This window comes from Aeromonas sp. R7-1, assembly GCF_040908115.1.
In the GTDB taxonomy this organism is placed as follows: Bacteria; Pseudomonadota; Gammaproteobacteria; order Enterobacterales; family Aeromonadaceae; genus Aeromonas; species Aeromonas caviae.
The window spans coordinates 26819-44684 of record NZ_JBFODD010000051.1 but is presented as its reverse complement, the minus strand read 5'-3'; the positions used below and the strand labels follow the sequence as shown (position 1 = coordinate 44684).

At 60.8% G+C, this 17866-nt stretch carries 15 protein-coding genes; 7 read left to right on the top strand and 8 right to left on the bottom strand.

Going from position 1 to position 17866, the window contains the following annotated elements; genetic code table 11:
* The first annotated feature begins 5 nt into the window (after window positions 1-5).
* From AB5Y51_RS14670 to AB5Y51_RS14655, 4 genes are read left to right on the top strand one after another with little or no spacing between them, the layout of a single operon-like run.
* Window positions 6-983 carry an ABC transporter permease gene (locus AB5Y51_RS14670; protein WP_368178651.1) on the top strand — a complete coding sequence of 326 codons (978 nt, stop codon included), beginning with the start codon at window positions 6-8 and terminating at the stop codon, window positions 981-983.
* On the top strand, window positions 973-1788 hold the full coding sequence (locus tag AB5Y51_RS14665) for an ABC transporter permease (RefSeq protein WP_368178650.1): 816 nt from the start codon (window positions 973-975) through the stop codon (window positions 1786-1788). Before AB5Y51_RS14670 ends, AB5Y51_RS14665 begins: the two co-directional genes overlap by 11 nt.
* Window positions 1782-2570, top strand: a complete 789-nt coding sequence (locus tag AB5Y51_RS14660) for an ATP-binding cassette domain-containing protein (RefSeq protein ID WP_368178649.1) — start codon at window positions 1782-1784, stop codon at window positions 2568-2570. Before AB5Y51_RS14665 ends, AB5Y51_RS14660 begins: the two co-directional genes overlap by 7 nt.
* Window positions 2570-3211: an ATP-binding cassette domain-containing protein gene (locus tag AB5Y51_RS14655; RefSeq protein WP_368178648.1), complete on the top strand. Its 642-nt coding sequence runs from the start codon at window positions 2570-2572 to the stop codon at window positions 3209-3211. The genes AB5Y51_RS14660 and AB5Y51_RS14655 overlap by 1 nt, the downstream gene beginning before the upstream one ends.
* Window positions 3212-3563: 352 nt before the next feature.
* On the opposite strand, the gene hypB is transcribed toward AB5Y51_RS14655, so the two are convergent.
* The gene (gene hypB / locus AB5Y51_RS14650) at window positions 3564-4406 is read right to left on the bottom strand and encodes a hydrogenase nickel incorporation protein HypB (protein ID WP_368178668.1); all 843 of its coding nucleotides are present in this window, start codon (window positions 4404-4406) and stop codon (window positions 3564-3566) included.
* Here hypB and AB5Y51_RS14645 point away from each other — a divergent pair.
* Entirely contained in the window at window positions 4287-4667 is a 381-nt protein-coding gene (locus AB5Y51_RS14645; protein WP_324057014.1) for a hypothetical protein, read from the top strand. The genes hypB and AB5Y51_RS14645 overlap by 120 nt on opposite strands.
* Here the strand turns inward: AB5Y51_RS14645 and hypA are convergent.
* From hypA to AB5Y51_RS14610, 7 genes are all read right to left on the bottom strand, one after another.
* Window positions 4645-4986, bottom strand: coding sequence for a hydrogenase maturation nickel metallochaperone HypA (hypA, locus tag AB5Y51_RS14640; RefSeq protein WP_005301911.1), 342 nt, complete (start codon window positions 4984-4986; stop codon window positions 4645-4647). The two genes, AB5Y51_RS14645 and hypA, sit on opposite strands and share 23 nt — an antisense overlap.
* A gap of 69 nt (window positions 4987-5055) precedes the next feature.
* A complete protein-coding gene (gene hypE / locus AB5Y51_RS14635) occupies window positions 5056-6060 on the bottom strand; it encodes a hydrogenase expression/formation protein HypE (protein WP_324057015.1) in 1005 nt (334 codons plus the stop codon).
* 85 nt (window positions 6061-6145) lie between these two features.
* Window positions 6146-7258, bottom strand: a complete 1113-nt coding sequence (gene hypD, locus AB5Y51_RS14630; protein ID WP_368178647.1) for a hydrogenase formation protein HypD — start codon at window positions 7256-7258, stop codon at window positions 6146-6148.
* On the bottom strand, window positions 7252-7503 hold the full coding sequence (locus AB5Y51_RS14625) for a HypC/HybG/HupF family hydrogenase formation chaperone (RefSeq protein ID WP_040065728.1): 252 nt from the start codon (window positions 7501-7503) through the stop codon (window positions 7252-7254). Before AB5Y51_RS14625 ends, hypD begins: the two co-directional genes overlap by 7 nt.
* A gap of 5 nt (window positions 7504-7508) precedes the next feature.
* Window positions 7509-9908, bottom strand: a complete 2400-nt coding sequence (gene hypF, locus AB5Y51_RS14620; protein WP_368178646.1) for a carbamoyltransferase HypF — start codon at window positions 9906-9908, stop codon at window positions 7509-7511.
* 473 nt (window positions 9909-10381) lie between these two features.
* Window positions 10382-12250, bottom strand: a complete 1869-nt coding sequence (kup, locus tag AB5Y51_RS14615) for a low affinity potassium transporter Kup (protein ID WP_368178645.1) — start codon at window positions 12248-12250, stop codon at window positions 10382-10384.
* Window positions 12251-12913: 663 nt separating this feature from the next.
* Window positions 12914-14005, bottom strand: coding sequence for a DUF4236 domain-containing protein (locus AB5Y51_RS14610; protein WP_323939895.1), 1092 nt, complete (start codon window positions 14003-14005; stop codon window positions 12914-12916).
* A gap of 685 nt (window positions 14006-14690) precedes the next feature.
* Between AB5Y51_RS14610 and recR the strand changes: the two genes are divergently transcribed.
* Together recR and htpG are read left to right on the top strand one after the other, a co-directional pair.
* Entirely contained in the window at window positions 14691-15293 is a 603-nt protein-coding gene (recR, locus tag AB5Y51_RS14605) for a recombination mediator RecR (RefSeq protein ID WP_103259974.1), read from the top strand.
* A gap of 497 nt (window positions 15294-15790) precedes the next feature.
* Complete coding sequence (htpG, locus tag AB5Y51_RS14600; RefSeq protein ID WP_039038912.1) at window positions 15791-17704, top strand: molecular chaperone HtpG; 1914 nt, start codon at window positions 15791-15793, stop codon at window positions 17702-17704.
* Window positions 17705-17866 lie beyond the last annotated feature (162 nt).

Here is a 17866-nt window from a genome sequence, read left to right as displayed (position 1 = left end):
CCACCATGATGACTGCCACTCTGAAAGCCCTGCTGCGTCTGGCAGGGCTGCTCTGTCTGGTCTCTGTTGCCACCTTTGTGCTGCTGAGCTACTCCCCCATCGATCCCATCAAGGCCTATATCGGCAACGATCTGCTCCATGTGCCGCCCGAGCAGTACGCCCGCATCGCCGCCCGCTGGGGGCTGGATCAGCCGCTCTGGCTGCGTTACTGGCACTGGTTCAGCCAGGTGCTGCAAGGAGATCTCGGTTACTCCATGCTCTACAACGCGCCGGTGAGCGAGGTGATTGGCCAACGCTTTGCTGCCTCCTTCCTGCTGCTGGCGGGGGCCTGGCTGCTCTCCGGCTGTTTCGGGATTTTGCTGGGCCTCTGCGCCGGTCGCTATCTCAACCGCTGGCCCGATCGCCTGATTTGCCGCTTTGCCTACCTGCTCGCCTCCTTGCCCACCTTCTGGGTGGGCCTCTTGCTGCTCGCCCTGTTTGCGGTGCACTGGCCCTTGCTGCCGGTCTGCTGCGCCTGGACGCCGGGGCTCTCTGCCGATGAAGCGGACTGGTTGATGCGATTGCGCCATCTGTTGCTGCCGGTGACGACCCTATCGCTGCTCGGGGTGGGCAACATTGCCCTGCATACTCGGGCGCGGGTGGCCGAGGTGCTGGAGAGCGACTTTATTCGCTACGCCCGCGCTCAGGGGGATGGCGGCTGGCCCATGCTGCGTTTTCACGTGCTGCGCCACGCCCTGACCCCGGCCATCTGCCTGCAGTTTGCCTCCCTTGGCGAGCTGATTGGCGGGTCGCTCTTGGCCGAGAAGGTCTTCTCCTACCCGGGGCTCGGTCAGGCCACCGTGGATGCGGGGCTGCGGGGCGATATCCCCCTGCTGATGGGAATCGTGCTCTTCTGCACCCTGCTGGTCTTTTTGGGCAACACGGTGGCGCGGGTGCTGCTGGCCCGCATCAATCGGGGCTGGGAGGGCGAGCATGCTGTTTAATCCGCTCCCCTCCTTGCTGCGTCTTGGCTTTGCGCTGATCTGCCTGCTGCTGCTGGCCAGCTACGGCTGGAGCCTCTCTCATCAGGATGTGCCGATGGATCTGCTGGCGCGCCAGCAGCCCCCCTCGCTGGCTCACTGGTTCGGCACCGATCAGATGGGGCGGGATCTCTGGTTGCGGGCCTTTCAGGGCACCCTCACCAGTCTGGAACTTGGGCTAGGCACGGCTCTCTGCAGTGGCCTGCTGGCCATGGTGGCGGCAAGCGTATCGCTCATACATCCCAGATGTGATGCGGCGGTGCGAATGGTGAGCGACGCCATGCTGGCGCTGCCCCATATGCTGCTGCTGATCCTGATCTGTTTTACCGTGGGGGGCGGCATGCGCGGGGTGATCCTGGCGGTGGCGCTCACCCACTGGCCCAAGCTGGCGCTCATTCTCTGCGCCGAGGCGCGGCGGATCGCCTGCAGTGACTATGTGGTGCTGGCCCGCTGTCAGGGGATGGGGGCGCTGCGTCGCTGGCGCATCCACCTGCTGCCGGGGCTGTTGCCCCAGTGGTTTATCGGCACCTTGTTGATGTTTCCCCATGCGGTGCTGCACAGCGCGGCCTTGAGCTTTCTCGGCTTTGGTCTGGCGGCCCACGAGGCCTCCCTTGGCCTGCTGCTGGCCGATGCCCTGCGTTATCTGGCCGGTGGCGGTTGGTGGCTGGCCCTCTTCCCGGGGCTGATGTTGCTGCTGTTGGTGTTGCTCTTTGATCAGGCTACCCGCGCGTTGCAACAGCTGTTGTGGCACAGGAGTGAACCATGCTGAGTTTTGATCAGGTGACTATAGAGGCGGCCCACTACTCCTGGCTGGGGCGGCGCAGCTGGCAGCCTTTGCTGACCAGTATCAGCCTGCAACTGGCGCCAGGGGAGATAGTGGCGCTGGTGGGGGGGAGCGGCGAGGGCAAGAGCCTGCTGTTGCAAAGCGCCCTGACATTGCTGCCGGACAATCTGCGCATGCGCGGCGTCATCTCTCTTGATGGTACTCCTCTGTGCGATGCCAGTAGGGCCCGTCTGCGCGGTCACACCCTCTGCTATGTGCCGCAGGGGGTGAGCGCCCTCAATCCGTTGCTGACGGTGGAGCGCCAGCTGGGCCGTGCGGCACGCCTCTGCGGTCAGAGCGGTTCTCGCGAGCGGCTCGGTGAGCAGCTGCTGCGCTACCAGTTGCCCGCGACCACCTTGGACAGATTCCCGCGCCAGCTCTCCGGCGGCATGGCCAAGCGCATTCTGGCCTGCACCGCGGCCCTTGGCGGTGCTCGCTACATTCTGGCAGACGAGATCACCGCTTGGCTTGACGAGGGGCTGGCCTGCCTGCTGCTCGGCCAGTTGCGTGAATTGGCCAATCAGGGCAGCGGTATCCTCTGGGTGACCCACGATCTGGCGCTGGCGGCCCGCTTTGCCGATCGCATTGTGGCGCTGCATCAGGGGCAGGTGAGCGATACCCTGAGCAGCCACCATCTGCGCCAGGGGCAGGGGAGCGAGATGCTCCGCGCCCACTGGCAGGCACTGCCGGAATTCAACGCGCTCTTCTCTGTGCCGGAGGTTTCCTGATGTTTGAAGTACGAAATCTCACCATCGCCCAGGGGGAACGTCCCCTCTGGCAGGGATTGTCGCTGACGGTGAAAGCGGGCGAACGGCTCGGCATCTCCGCCCCGAGCGGTTATGGCAAGACCACCCTGGGGCGGGTATTGGCCGGTTGGCAACCGGTTGGGGCCGGCGGGCAGATCCTGCTGGATGGGCAGCCGGTGCCTGAGCAGGTAAAAGGTTATCACCCCATCCAGCTGGTGCCTCAGCACCCGGAACTCACCTTTAATCCCTATCGCACCATCGGGCAGGCGCTCTGGGATGTATGGCGCCCCGATGACGCCATGCTGGCCCGCTTTATGGTCAAGCCTGCGTGGCTCAGTCGCAAGCCCGGTCAACTCTCCGGCGGCGAGCTGGCCCGTATCGCGCTGCTGCGCGCCCTCGATCCACGCACCCGACTGCTGATTGCCGATGAGGTGACCGCCCAGCTGGACCCGCAAATTCAGCGCCAGCTCTGGCGGGAGTTGATGATGGAGTGCGAGCAGCGCGGGCTTGGCATGGTCATCTTCAGTCACCAGCAGGCATTATTGCGCCAGATCTGCCATCGGGTGCTGCGCTTTGGTGAGATGCAGCCCGAATCTGGAGAGCTGACCGAAAGCGCTGCTTGAAGGTTAGTTCCCCCTCATCCCCAGCCCTTCTCCCGCAAGGGGAAAAGGGAGCAGAAGGTGCCATTTCGCCAGGCTCGGGGTTTAGGGTTTGGAGAACCTTGGGGTTTGAAAATATGGCTGGTTGTTATGCTCGAAGCCCCCTGAGGGGTTTGAGGGCGTCGTATAGCCGCGGCATCAACAAACCGATTCCCTCTCCCTGGGGAGAGGGCCAGGGTGAGGGGGCGCGAGTATGAAACGCTGGCCATTCTGTACAGAGAGAATCGTTGGCAAAGCGCGCAGATAAAAGAGAGGGAGGCATCAGCCTCCCTCTCTTGTTATCCGCCACTGGTAACGGCATTTAACCGGTTCTGGTTCAGGCACTGGCTAGCCAGTTAAGCCAGGCATCCATCCCTTCTCCCGTGGTGGCGCTGACCTGGATCACCTGGATATAGGGGTTGACCCGTTTGGCGTTCTCGATGCAGCGGGCCACGTCAAAGCTGACGTAGGGCAGCAGATCGATCTTGTTGATCACCATTAGCTGGGCGGCGGCAAACATGTCCGGGTATTTCAGCGGCTTCTCTTCCCCCTCGGTGACGGAGAGGATCGCTACCTTGTACTTCTCGCCGAGATCGAAGCTGGCGGGGCAGACCAGATTGCCCACGTTCTCGATAAAGAGGATGCCCCCTTGATTGGCGGGCAGCTGGTGGCAGGCGTCGTGAACCATTTTGGCGTCCAGATGGCAGCCCTTGCCGGTGTTGATCTGCACGGCAGGGACACCGGTGGCACGAATGCGATCCGCATCTCTGCTTGTCTGCTGATCCCCTTCGATCACCGCGCAGGGGCGCTTGTCGGCCAGCTGGCGCAGGGTTTCACACAGCAGGGTGGTCTTGCCTGAACCCGGGCTCGATACCAGATTGAGCACCAGCTGGTCGGCGGTTGTGAAGTGCTCGCGGTTGTGGGCCGCCAGCGCGTTGTTCTTGGCCAGCACATCCATCTCGATGGCGATCAGCTGGCGCTGTCCCATGCCCGGGACCGACAATCCCGCTTCCCCTTTGCCGTAGTGCAGATCACCCTGCTGGCGGTCATGGTCATGGTCATGGTCATGGTCATGGTCATGGCTGTGATCATGGGGATGCGCGTGGGAATGGCCGTGGTCATGAGAGTGGGCATGTTCATGATGATGGTCGTGGGGGTGATCATGTCCCTCATGACTTATGGGAGCCCGCACCCCGTGGTAGTGGTGATGGACATCCCCCTGATGGTGGTAGTGGTGGTGAATGATCAGGGTGCGCGGTGCGCTCTGCTCGTGGTCATGATGGTGATGGGCGTCATGAGCATGATGATGGTCGTGCTCATGACCATGTTCATGGTGATGTTCATGTTCGTGATGATGCTCATGATCGTGCTCATGGCCGGCGATCCGCGCCTGGCCGCATCCGCATACGCTACACATATCAACTTACCTCGATGTCGGTGATGCGCAGGCTATCACCTTGCGCGACTCGTAATTTGTATCCGCCACACTCGGGGCAGGCCTGCCCGCGTTCGGTGAGGGTGACCGTCTGGTTGCAGTCGTAACACCAGGCTTCTGCCGCCTGGTGCTGAAAGTGCAGCTGGGCCCCTTCGACGGCGGTGCCCTTGGCGGCCGCCTCGAAACAGAAGGCAATGGTGTCCGGGTCAACGCAGGAGAAGCTGCCGACCTCGAGCCAGAGGGCGGTCACCTTGTTAAAGCCCCGCTGGGTGGCCTGCTCGGCCGCCAGATCGATGGCGGCCATGGCCAGAGACATTTCGTGCATGGTGGCTCCTTAACCGATATGGGGAGGAGCAGTGACTCCTCCCTGTAAATGACGGAACGGCATGGCTGCTCAACAGATCCGCGGCAGCAGCTCCCCTTGCGGCAGCTCCAGATAACGGCGGCTGCCCCAGGGGTTGCTCAGGATCACCTTGTGGCGATCGCTCGCCCGCACAACGCCGATCTGGCTTGCCGCGGGGTTGAATTGCCGCAAGATGCCCAGCGCGTCCTGCGCCTGTTCGGTAGGCAGGGCAAGCACCATGGTTCCCTCGTTGGCGAGATCATGGGGCTCGAAACCGTAGAGTTCGCACAGGCCCCGCACCGGATCGCACACCGGAATGGCGGACTCCTCCAGTTCGATGGCCACCTGGGAGGCGCAGCTCCACTCGTTGAGCACGGCGGCAAGGCCACCGCGAGTGGCATCGCGCAGGGCGTGAGGGGTAATCCCCGCTTTTAGCAGCGCTTCTACCAGCGGCCAGAGGGTGGTGCAGTCGCTCTTGAGATCGGATCCCAGCTGTAGGGCGTCGCGGGCCATCAGGATGCAGGCACCGTGGCTGCCGATATCCCGCGACACCAGAATGGCGTCACCGGCCTTGAGGCTCCGCACCGAGATGCCCCGGCTCTGCTCCGGCAACGGGAAGGTACCGACCCCGCTGGTGTTGATAAAGATCTTGTCGGCCGCCCCCTTGGGCACCACCTTGGTGTCGCCGCAGACGATGCGGGCACCGCTGTTGGCAAGTTCAGCCGCCATCGACTCGACGATGCGGGCGAGATCGGCGTAGGGGAAGCCCTCCTCGATGATAAAGCTGGCGCTCAGATACTCGGGTTTGGCCCCCATCATGGCGAGATCGTTGACCGTACCGGCGATGGCCAGCTTGCCGATATCCCCCCCCTCGAAGAAGAGCGGCGAGACGGTGAAGCTGTCGGTGGTGAAGGCAACGGGGCCGCTCACCGGCAACAGGGCGGCATCTTCACCGCGCAGCAGGATCTCGTTGCCAAAGTGGCGAAAGAAGAGGTGGCTTATCAGCTGGTTCATTTCTACACCGCCGCCGCCGTGGCTTAACTGAATTTCTCTCATTGGGTCTGGTTCTCCACAAGATTGCAGAAACAGGCTGGTTCATCTCTCCTCATCACCCGACCGCCGTGGCTTAACTGAATTTCTCTCATTGGATCCCCATATATCGGTAGTAGGCATTGCAGGCCCCTTCGGAGCTGACCATGCAGCTGCCCATGGGTTGGGTCGGGGTGCAGCCCCGGCCAAAGACGTTGCACTGGTTCGGTTTGGCCAGCCCGCGCAGGATATCGGCGCACTGGCACGCCTTGTGGTCATCGATGGGAGTCTGATTGAGTTGAAAGTGGCGCTCCGCATCGCGTTTGGCAAAGGTATCGCGCAGGCGCAGGGCGGAGGCGTTGATATCCCCCAGACCTCGCCAGCGAAAGTGCTCGCGGGTCTCGAAAAAGCGCTCGACCAGCCGCTGGGCGGCTTTATTGCCACTGGCGGTAACGGCGCGGCTGTATTGCACCTCCAGCGCGTAACGACCCTCCACCTTCTGGCGCACCATCATCAAGAGCGCCTCCATCACATCCACCGGCTCGAAACCACTCACCACCACCGGCACCTGATAGCGATCGACGATAGGCAGGTAGATATCGGCGCCTGTGATGACGCTGACGTGGGAGGGGCCGATAAAGGCGTTCACCTTGGCCACTCCGTCGGCCATCACAGCGTGAATGGCGGGGGGCACCAGCACATGGTTGATATGAAACAGCAGGTTATCGATCCCTTGATCTTCAGCGGCAGCTAAAAGCGCGGCAGTCATTGGGGTAGAGGTTTCAAAACCGATGGCGAAGAAGACCACGGTTTTCTCCGGATTCTCTTTGGCGATACGCAGGGCATCGAGGGGGTCATAGACTGGGCGGATATCGCTCCCCTTGGCCCGTTGCTGGGCCAGCGTGTCCTTGGATCCCGGCACCCGGATCATGTCCCCCAGGGTGACCAGAATGACGCTGGGCTGGCTCGCCAGCTCGATGGCCTGATCGATGCGCTCTTTGGGCATGATGCAGACCGGGCAGCCGGGGCCGTGGACAAACTCGATGCTGGCCGGCAGCAGCTGGTGCAGGCCGTATTTCATGATGGTGTGGGTATGGCCGCCACACACCTCCATCACCCGCAGCGGTTCGGGGAGTAATTTGGCCAGTTCTGTAATTTGGGCGGCGAGGGCGCGGATCACTTCGGGCTGGCGAAAGCCCTGGAACAGGTCATTCAAGGTCAGCATGGCAAGATATCCTGTTTGGGCATCAGGGCCACCATCTGGCGGAAGCTCTCGAGGCTGGCCTGCGCCTCCTCTTCGTCAATCTTGCTCATCACAAAGCCGATATGGAGCAGCACATAGTCGCCCACCTGGAGGGGCTCCTCGAGCAGCATGCAGCTGACGCGCCGCTGCACCCCCAGGGTGTCGACGGTGACGCAGTTATCTTCGGGGTGCAGCTGCACCACCTGAGAGGGGATGGATAGACACATGGATTTCAGGACTCCGACAAGGTGGCACAACCGGTGGTGACAGGCTGATGCGTGGCAAGATGGTGGATGGCAAACCAGAGCTGACCGGCGGCGATGCCACCGTCATTGAGCGGCAGGGTTTCAGAGGTGAGTACCTGCCGGCCGGCGGCTTCGAGAGCGGGCACCAGCTGGTCCATCAGCACCCGGTTTTGAAACACGCCGCCCCCGAGCGCCACCGGATAGCCGGGGAAGCGCGCGGCCAGGGCAACCACCAGCTTGCTGATGGCGCGGATAAAACCGGCGGCCAGGCTGGCGGTGGAGGTGCCTTTGCGCCGCTCGCTGACAAGGGTATTGATGAGCTCTGCCCACTGGATCTGCAGTGGTCCCTCTGTTGATTGGCTGAGATCAAAGGCGAGGGGGAAGGGCAATTCATCGGGGGCCAATTGTAAGGCGGCTGCCTCCAGCAATAGCCCCGTTTCGCCCTCGTAATCGGGGGTGTCGATCACTCCCAAGAGCGCCGCCACCGCATCGAACAGCCGACCGATGGAGCTGGTGTAAGGGGCGTTGCGACCCAGCTGCCAGAGCTGGTGCAGGTTGCGGATCCGCTCAGCGGGCAGTTGCCTGATCGCCGGAATATCGAGGGCACTGATCTCCTCAGGGCTATGCGATTCAAACAGCAGCCCCAGCAGTTGGCGCACCGGCTCGCGGATGGCCGCTTCGCCGCCGATGAGCTTGAAGGGTTTGAGGTGGGCAACCCGCTCAAATCCCTGAACGTCTGCGATCAGCAGCTCGCCGCCCCAGAGGGTGCCGTCATCGCCAAGGCCGGTGCCATCGAAGGCAACACCCAGCACCGGGCCTGTGATGTTGTGCTCGGCCATCACTGCCAGCAGGTGGGCGTGATGGTGCTGCACCTCGAGGTGGGTGGCACCCTGATGGCGGCAATAGTTTTTGGCCCACTGATGGCTGAGATAGCCCGGGTGGCGATCCGAGACCAGCAGTTCGGGTTTGAGATCGTAGAGATCGCGAAAGGTCGTCAGGGTCTGCTCGAAGTGCTCCTGCATCGGCAAACTGTGCAGATCGCCGATATAGGGGCTGTAGATGCGCTGGCGGCCGAAGGCGAGCGCCAGCTGGTTCTTCTGCTGGGCTCCGACCGCCAGCAGCGGCACCTTGACCGCCTGTTGCAGGCTGGGAGTGCAGGGGGCATAGCCCCGGGCTAGCCGCAAAGTCTGGCGTCGCCCACCGGCCCACTGCACCAGACTGTCGTCGCACGGGTGCAGTATGGGGCGGTTGTGATCCAGGATGCCGTCAATCTCGCCCCCGAGTTCCCTGACCACCGTCTCGCACTCGATAAGGATCGGGCTGCCGCGACCATTGGCGCTGGTGGCCACCAGCGGCATGGCGCAGGCATCCAGCAGCAGCTGATGGAGCGGGGTATAGGGGAGCATGACGCCAAGGTAGGGGATGCCGGGGGCGATCCCCTCGGCCAGCGGGACTGTGCCGGGCGGCTGACTACCTGCATCTCGTTTGCGCAGCAAGGTGATGGGTCTGGCCTGAGAGGCGAGCAGCGTCCACTCTGCCCCGCAGCCGGTGACATGCAGTTTGGCCTCGGCAAGGGAGCCCATCATCACCGCCAGCGGCTTGCGTGCGCGCCGCTTGAGTGTTCGTAATCTGGCCACACTCTGTTCATTGCGGGCATCACATATCAGGTGATACCCCCCCATCCCCTTGACCGCAATCAGCGCCCCCGCTTGCAGGGCGCTGGCAGCTGCTTGCAGGGCACCCTCGCACTCGGCCAGCGCCTCGCCGCGGCCGCTGCGCCAGGTCAGATGCGGCCCGCACTCGGGGCAGCTCACCGGCTGGGCGTGGTAGCGTCTGTCCAGCGGGTTTTCATAGGCAGCCGCGCAGCGCGGGCACATGGCAAAGTCGGCCATGGCGGTGTGGGGTCTGTCGTAGGGGAGGCGGCGGATGATTGTGTAGCGCGGGCCGCAGTGGGTGCAGTTGGTAAAGGGGTAGCGATGGTGGCGATCCGCAGGGTTGGCCACATCGTTGGCGCACGCCTCGCACATCCCCTGATCCGGCGAGATGGCGACTGTGGCAGAGCTCTGCTGCTGGCTGGCTTTAATTCGAAACTGGCCATGAAATTGGCCATCGAAGTCGGGATCCTGATCTCGGGGCAGTTCCCGCTCGCTGAAATGATCGATGCGGCTAAGGGGCGGCGCCAGTTCCCGCAGTTCGAGGGCAAAGGCGGCGAGCTGCTCGGCGGAGCCTTCGGCGCCGATGGTGACGCCGCTCGCGTCGTTCAATACATAGCCGGCAAGGCCGTGGCGCAGCGCCAGCCCATAGACGAAGGGGCGAAAACCGACCCCCTGAACTATGCCGTCGATATGAAATTCCCGGCGCAGTCGAAGGCGTGTCGACGTGGTCATGGCGCCATCCAAAGAGGGGCCAGCGCCCCTCCCTGATAACCGGGGGGCAGGGAACCCTCCCTCATGACAGGGAGGCTGGGGAGGGCCGACAGGGGCGGCCATCCGGCGATCATCCTGAGGGATGTCATGCGATATCGAACTCCCATCTGCTGGCCTGCCGCCACGGCATGGGCCATCGGGTGCAACGAACGGGGGGCAACGGGCTGCGTCGCGATAGAAGGGGCGTAGCCTTGACAGGCAGAAGAGGCCCTCGCCCTGTCACGGGGGCCAAGTTTACCGGGGCCCTGGCCCCCAATACCTTGATCTCGCCCCTGTTTGAGTGCCAGATGCGGCGCTTCTTTGCGATCCTGTGAGGGGCGCCACGTCCCCCGGCGGCTCGAGATCCCGGGCGGAAGAGAGAGGCGCTCAGCAATGAAAGAGGGAGGCGGTTGCCTCCCTCTTGCGTGCCATGACCTTGGGCCCGGCGCCCGCCATCAGATATCAACCTGGGATCCCAGCTCGATCACCCGGTTGGGCGGGATCTCGAACTGATCCGGCGCCCGCAGGGCGTTGCGCTGCAGCAGCATGAAGAGCTTGCCCCGCAGATAGAGGTACCAGGGGCGCTCCTTCATGATGAGGGACTCGTGGGCCATGAAGAAGGAGGTCTCCATCATACGGCAGCTCAGCCCCTCGGCGTTGCAGCGGTGGAAGATCTCCTCCACGTTCGGGGTCTCGCGCCAACCGTAACTCGCCACCACCCGCCAGAAGGTGGGGGAGAGCTGCTCGATGCAGACCCGGCGCACGTTGTGGACATAGGGCACATCCTCCACCTTCAGGGTGAGCAGGATGACGCGCTCGTGCAGCACCTTGTTGTGCTTGAGGTTGTGCAAGAGCGCATGGGGAATGACGTTGACCACCCGCGACAGATAGACGGCGGTGCCCGCCACCCGGGTCGGCGGGGATTTTTCGAGCGACGCTATCATGGGCTCCAGCGAGTTGCCGTGCTCGTTCAGGCGGCGAATAAGCTGGAAGCGCTCGCTCTTCCAGCTGGTCATCAGGGTGAACATGACGGCCCCCAGGGTGAGCGGCAACCAGCCGCCGGAGAAGATCTTGGCGAGGTTGGCGGCAAACAGCGGCACGTCGATGGCGAGCAGCAGGGCGAAGAGGGTGGCCACCAGCGGCTTGCGCCAGTGCCAGCTGTGGCGGGCCACCGAGCAGGAGAGGATGGAGGTGAGCACCATGGTGCCGGTCACGGCAATGCCATAGGCCGCCGCCAGGTTGCTGGAGTGCTCGAAGCTCATGATGACGATCACCACAGAGAGATAGAGCAGCCAGTTGATGACCGGAATATAGATCTGGCCGGACTCCTGCTCCGAGGTGTGGACGATGCGGATGGGGGAGAGATAGCCGAGCCGCACCGCCTGCCGGGTGAGGGAGAAGACCCCGGAGATGACCGCCTGGGAGGCGATGACGGTGGCGAGCGTCGCGAGCAGCAAGAGCGGTAGCAACGCCCACTTGGGCGCGAGCAGGAAGAAGGGGTTGGCGATGGCCTCGGGAGTGCCGAGCAGCAGGGCCCCCTGACCGAAGTAGTTGAGCACCAGGGACGGCAGCACCACCATGAACCAGGCGCGGCGAATGGGGCTCTTGCCAAAATGGCCCATGTCTGCATAGAGCGCCTCCACCCCTGTGATGGCCAGCACCACGGCGCCCAGGGCAAAGAAGGAGGCGCTTTGATAGGTCATGAAGAAGCGCAGCGCCCAGACAGGGTTGAGCGCCCCCAGCACCTCGGGGTGCTGGAGGATGCTATTCAGGCCAAGCACCGCCAGGGTCAGGAACCAGATCAGCATGATGGGGGCAAACAGCTTGCCCACGGCGGCGGTGCCGTGCTTCTGGATGGCAAACAGCAGGGTCAGCACCAGCACCGAGAGCGGCACTATGTAGGCGTCCAGGGAAGGCGCCACTATCTTCAGGCCCTCGATGGCCGACATCACCGACATGGCCGGGGTGATCACCACCTCGCCATAGAAGAAGCTGCCGCCGACGAGCCCCAGGATGATCAGCACCGGCGTCCATTTTTCCGGGGTGTTGCGGGTCGCGAGCGACATCAGGGTGAGTATGCCCCCTTCGCCCGCGTTGTCCGCCCGCATCACGAAGGAGAGGTACTTGACCGAGACCACCAGGATCAGCAGCCAGAAGATAAGCGAAAGAAAGCCCAGGATGGAGGCGGGCTCCACCCCGAAACCGAACTGGCCGGAGAGGCACTCGCGCAGGGTATAGAGCGGGCTGGTGCCGATATCGCCATAGACCACGCCAATCGCCGCCAGCATGACGCCGGACAGGGCGGGTTTGTTAGTACAGTTCATGAAATTATCTTGTCAGATTGCCGGTGGCATGGCTGCCAACACAGGGGCCCCGCACTACCGGGAGTTCACGGATAGTCGTTCGGGAGGATCTTCAGGATTGCGATGGGAGCGGGGGTTAGCTGGATATAAATAGGAGGCTCATCATGGACACAGTCTGTTTATCTGCGATTCAGCTTATGATGACACAGAGTCTGTGGGAGTATGCTCAGGTATAAATAATCAAAAAAGACTGTTGAACGAGGTTATTAATTACTCCTTGATTGAAATAGGCCCCCGTGCAGCGGGCAAGTGTTTGTTTTTGCTAAGCAGTCATTTTTAGCCAGTCTTTTCCAACAAGCGGGTTGAAAAACGGGCGATAAAATGTTGACCAATAAATTATCGGCAGGAGCGGCAGGGAGGGAAGGCTTGGGTGGCAATGGAGTCTTTATTTCATCGGCTGGATGGAGAATGGTCGGGAAGAGAAGTGACCGCAGTAAAGACAGCCACTATAAAGTGAGGGCATAAATAGAGGGTGGGAATGTAGGGGGCAATGAACGAAGTGAAATGCACCACTAATTAAAAAATGCAAGAGGTGCAATGCGCTGCGCTTATTGCACCCTACGGCACTAATCGAAAAAATAAATACGATGTTCTATGACCAATGAATCTCACAAATTAATATTCTTATGTTTCCTTTGGCAGGCTGGTTGCTAGAGCAGAAAGAGCATTTTTAAAGTCCTCAGCAGGGCCACGTTTAGATAATTGGACTAATTCATTAAGCCCTGTAGAACTGGTAAACGTCATTTCTTGATATAAACAGATTGGTAGCTCGTGATTGTTTTTGAATCTGCGGTCAGGCCCACCAGATTTATTTACATACTTCCACGTCTTATCAACAATCAATGCATCGCTTGGAACGGTTTCATCTTCAATAAACCGCCTATCACGTACCGTCACAAGGAGTGCTTGATAACTTACTGCTCCGACTCCTGCAGCATCGTAAACCAGAACTCGGTCAGGGAAGAAATGCAAAGTCTGACGACCAACGGCAAGTGCGACAGTTTTTACATTCGTTTGTAAATATGGAGGCTCAGAGATCTGAATTGTTGTTGTTTTGCGGTCTACTAGATTACTGGCACCCGCATGGTATTTTTTATCAAGGACCTTACCAGAGGCCGATATGTGCCAAGCTTTTCTACATTTCTCCAAGCGTTCAGCTGCTTGGAACAGTTTATTATATGTAGTCTCCATTTCTGGTTCAAAGTCATAGAACAACACAGTTGTCTTAGCCAGCATATCTCGTGTATGAGATACCCAAGTGAAAAACAAACCCAATACTAATGTGGAAAGCACAACCCATCTTGGTAGCTCCATATTATTCAATAAATATGTAAGCCCTAAGGACGTAATAAAAACGATTGGCCACATCCTATATTTCTTTCGTTTATCATTTAGTTCGTTGAGTAACTCTGATGAAGATGAATCAACGATCTGTGTGACATGTGCGGAATCAATTTCCTTTAGCGGTTCATGAGTGTAATGATGGGGATCACTTGTAACGTGCTGGTTTATATCTTGAATCAAAGAGCTTTCAGATGGAGAACTAGCAATAGTTGAACGGTAGTAAATATTTTTCGTACCAATTCTGACATAGTTTCCCCTTGGGCCTGTTCCAATTCTTAGGCCTTTAATACCAGCAGAAACACCTAGCCCAGATTTTGATAGATTGAAACGAAAAGGGCCAACAGCAATGCTCTTCCTTATATAAAATCCCATGTTTACTCCGATGTAAAAAACGCCCTGCTAAGAGATTCGTGCGAGGAAATGTTCGTTGCAGAGTTGGTTGCCATCTGGGACATGCTATCTCGTCGATTAAAAAACAGTAGCGGGAGGTGTTGGAAACCGGACCTTGCTCAACAAATGAGTCAACAGGGGGGCTTTTTTGTTCTGTTTTTCTTTACGACTTACACATTTTAAATAGAAAAACCAAACGTTTTTGCCGCCGATCTACTTTCTCCAGGGCCTGTTGGCGCTGTCTTGCGCCCTGTTGCCGCCATTTCATCAATGGGTCGTAGGCATGTCGTCGAGTGGTCTGCCGCACGATGGGGCAGGGACTGTCATCCGGGTGTCGAATTCATCACCTTGTCGCGTCAATAGTTGTGACCGGCCGGTGATATAGAACCCTCTAGGCTCTCTCCCTAATAACGGCGTTAGGCTGCGGATCCCGATTTCTGCATCGGGTGCCGTACTTGTTGGTGGCTGCGACGGGTCACTTGCGAACCTGAGTCAGCCCTGAGTGCAAGGCTGCCCTGCTCCGCCCGACGGGGATCCGGCCATTGGCGCCCGGGGCCGGCTCGGGTATAGTCCTGCGCCAACAAGATAGGTTCGGATGGAGGAGTCGGTACCGCTTCAGGCAAGCGGGCCGAATCACTCCTTCGGCGCGGCATCAAAGGATATCCCCATGAAATTCAGTCCCCTGCTCGATGAGATGATGAAGGCGCTGCAGGTCTTGCCGGGCGTGGGCCCGAAATCGGCCCAGCGCATGGCGTTCACCCTGCTGGAGCGCGAGCGCAGCGGCGGTCTGCGTCTGGCCTCCCTGCTCAACCGGGCGCTCACCGAAATAGGTCATTGCAGCCACTGCCGCACCTTTACCGAGAACGATCGCTGCGATATTTGCGCCAATCCCAAGCGAGAGGAGAACGGCTTGCTCTGCGTGGTGGAGAGTCCCGCGGACGTGGCCGCCATCGAGCAGACCGGCCAGTTCTCCGGCCGCTACTTCGTGCTGATGGGCCACCTGTCGCCCCTTGACGGCATCGGCCCCGAGGAGCTGGGGCTCGATATCCTGGAGCGCCGCCTGCAAGAGGAGCAGATCAAGGAGCTGATCCTCGCCACCAACCCCACCATAGAGGGGGATGCCACCGCCTGGTACATCGCCGACATGGCCCGCACCGCCGGGGTGGAGGTGAGCCGCATCGCCCATGGCGTGCCGGTGGGCGGGGAGCTGGAGCTGGTGGATGGCACCACGCTCTCCCACTCCCTGATGGGGCGCCAGCGCCTGAGCTGAAGAGGCCACGGACCCCACCCCGGCCCTCCCCTTGGCAGGGGAGAAAGCAACGGACCCCACCCCGGCCCTCCCCTTGGCAGGGGAGAAAGCAACGAACCCCACCCCGGCCTTCCACTTGATAGGGGAGAGAGCAATGGATCTTGCCCCACTCCTCCCTTTGGCAGGGAAGAAAGCAACGGAGCCCGCCCCATGCCCCCTTTGGCAGAGGAGGGGGCAACGGATCCCACCTCATGCTTCCCCTTGGCAGGGGAGAGCAAGGCTGACCCCGCTATTGGCTCCACGCTCGATCCCAATCTGACCCTCCTAGCCAGACAGGGGACGACGGTGCACCTCCCCCTTGTGAAGGGGGAGGCCGGGAGGGGGTTGCCTGTGTGGGCCAAGCGAGGGGCCGGTGTGCAAATTTGCTCTCAAGTTTGCACGCAAGCCCCTTGATATTTGAAAGGCCAACCCCATCTAGCTTGGGAATCTGTTCAACCCGACGTTTTGAGGACTGGTCGATGACCCAAAGTGTTCACGCCGAAACCCACGGCTTTCAGACTGAAGTCAAACAACTGCTGAGCCTGATGGCTCACAGCCTCTACTCCAACAAAGAAGTATTCCTGCGCGAGCTGATTTCCAACGCCTCCGATGCGGCGGACAAGCTGCGCTTCAAGGCGCTTTCCGATGCCTCTTTGTTCGAAAACGACGGCCAGTTGCGCGTGCGCCTGGTGGTGGACAAAGAGAACAAGACCCTGACCATTTCGGACAACGGCATCGGCATGACCCGTGACCAGGTGATCGAGCACCTGGGCACCATCGCCAAGTCCGGCACCGCCGAGTTCTTCAAGCACCTCTCCGGTGACCAGGGCAAGGATTCCCAGCTGATCGGCCAGTTCGGGGTGGGCTTCTACTCCGCCTTCATCGTGGCCGACAAGGTGACCGTGGTCTCCCGCGCCGCCGGCACCGCGCCGGAGCAGGGCGTGCAGTGGGAATCACAAGGGGAAGGCTCCTTCACCGTGGCTGACGTGACCAAAGCCGGTCGCGGCACCGACGTCATCCTGCACCTGCGCAGCGATGAAGAGGAGTTCCTGGACGACTGGCGCCTGCGCTCCGTGGTCAGCAAATATTCCGACCACATCAGCGTGCCGGTGGAGATGTTCAAGGAGGGCACTCCGGATCGGGAAGAAGACGGTGAAACCATCGTCGGCACCCCGGGGGAGTGGGAGCAGGTCAACCGCGCCACCGCGCTCTGGACCCGCAACCCGAAGGACATCAAGGACGAGGAGTACCAGGAGTTCTACAAGCACGTCGCCCACGACTTCGAAGATCCGCTCCTGTGGGGTCACAACCGGGTGGAAGGGGCCCAGGAGTACACCAGCCTGCTCTACATCCCGGCCCGCGCGCCGTTCGATCTCTACAACCGCGAACAGAAGCACGGCCTGAAACTCTATGTGCAGCGCGTCTTCATCATGGACGACGCCGAGCAGTTCATGCCGACCTACCTGCGCTTCGTGAAAGGGGTGCTGGACTCCAACGATCTGCCGCTCAACGTCAGCCGTGAAATCCTGCAGGACAACAAGGTGACCGCCTCCCTGCGCAAGGCCTGCTCCAAGCGCGTGCTCACCATGCTCAACAAGCTGGCGAAAGAGGATGGCGAGAAGTACGCCAAGTTCTGGAGCGAGTTCGGCAATGTGCTCAAAGAGGGCCCGGCCGAGGATTACGCCAACCGGGAAGAGATCGCGAAGCTCTTGCGCTTTGCCAGCACCGCCGGTGAGGGCGAAGCCCAGACCGTCTCGCTCGAGGATTACGTTGGCCGCATGAAGGAAGGTCAGCAGAAGATTTACTACATCACCGCCGACTCTTATGCCGCTGCCAAGAACAGCCCGCACCTCGAGATCTTCCGCAAGAAGGGCGTCGAAGTGCTGCTGATGTGGGAGCGGGTGGACGAGTGGCTGATGAGCCACCTGACCGAGTTCGACGGCAAGCAGCTGGTCTCCGTCACCCGTGGCGAACTGGATCTCGGGGATCTGGAAGACGACGCCTCCAAGCAGGCGCAGGAAGAGGCTGAAAAAGCCAACGCCGGTCTGGTTGAGCGGGTCAAGAAGAGCCTCGGGGAGGCGGTGAAAGAGGTGCGCGTCACCCACCGTCTGACCGACTCGCCGTCCTGCATCGTCACCGACGCCCACGGCATGAGCACCCAGATGATCAAGCTGATGCGCGCCGCCGGTCAGCCGGTGCCGGAGCAGAAGTACATCCTGGAGCTCAACCCCGACCATGCCCTGGTGAAGAAGCTCGGCACCATCGAGGATGAGAGCCTGTTTGGCGAGTGGGTCTCCCTCCTGCACGAGCAGGCCCAGCTGGCGGAGCAGGGCGGCCTCAATGATCCGGCGAGCTTCGTCTCCCGTATCAACCGTCTGCTACTCCAGGCGTGATGTGATTATGATTGGCCCACTGCATGACAGTGGGCTTTTTTTTGGCCGTTCCCCTCTGGTGCGCTGCTGCATTTTCAATCATTTTTCGTGGTCGTCGTCTGCGTCTTTGGTCGCAGAGACGGGGCGGGAGTGTGGTGATAATCTGGCCACTCACACGGGGCG

Coding starts and splice junctions, on each gene's coding strand:
- AB5Y51_RS14655 (WP_368178648.1), top strand. CDS start 2,570: ATGTTTGAAGTACGAAATCTCACCATCGCCCAGGGGGAACGTCCCCTC.
- hypD (WP_368178647.1), bottom strand. CDS start 7,258: ATGCTGACCTTGAATGACCTGTTCCAGGGCTTTCGCCAGCCCGAAGTG.
- AB5Y51_RS14660 (WP_368178649.1), top strand. CDS start 1,782: ATGCTGAGTTTTGATCAGGTGACTATAGAGGCGGCCCACTACTCCTGG.
- kup (WP_368178645.1), bottom strand. CDS start 12,250: ATGAACTGTACTAACAAACCCGCCCTGTCCGGCGTCATGCTGGCGGCG.
- AB5Y51_RS14645 (WP_324057014.1), top strand. CDS start 4,287: ATGGTCATGGTCATGGTCATGGCTGTGATCATGGGGATGCGCGTGGGA.
- AB5Y51_RS14610 (WP_323939895.1), bottom strand. CDS start 14,005: ATGGGATTTTATATAAGGAAGAGCATTGCTGTTGGCCCTTTTCGTTTC.
- AB5Y51_RS14670 (WP_368178651.1), top strand. CDS start 6: ATGATGACTGCCACTCTGAAAGCCCTGCTGCGTCTGGCAGGGCTGCTC.
- AB5Y51_RS14665 (WP_368178650.1), top strand. CDS start 973: ATGCTGTTTAATCCGCTCCCCTCCTTGCTGCGTCTTGGCTTTGCGCTG.
- AB5Y51_RS14625 (WP_040065728.1), bottom strand. CDS start 7,503: ATGTGTCTATCCATCCCCTCTCAGGTGGTGCAGCTGCACCCCGAAGAT.
- hypF (WP_368178646.1), bottom strand. CDS start 9,908: ATGACCACGTCGACACGCCTTCGACTGCGCCGGGAATTTCATATCGAC.
- htpG (WP_039038912.1), top strand. CDS start 15,791: ATGACCCAAAGTGTTCACGCCGAAACCCACGGCTTTCAGACTGAAGTC.
- recR (WP_103259974.1), top strand. CDS start 14,691: ATGAAATTCAGTCCCCTGCTCGATGAGATGATGAAGGCGCTGCAGGTC.
- hypA (WP_005301911.1), bottom strand. CDS start 4,986: ATGCACGAAATGTCTCTGGCCATGGCCGCCATCGATCTGGCGGCCGAG.
- hypE (WP_324057015.1), bottom strand. CDS start 6,060: ATGAGAGAAATTCAGTTAAGCCACGGCGGCGGCGGTGTAGAAATGAAC.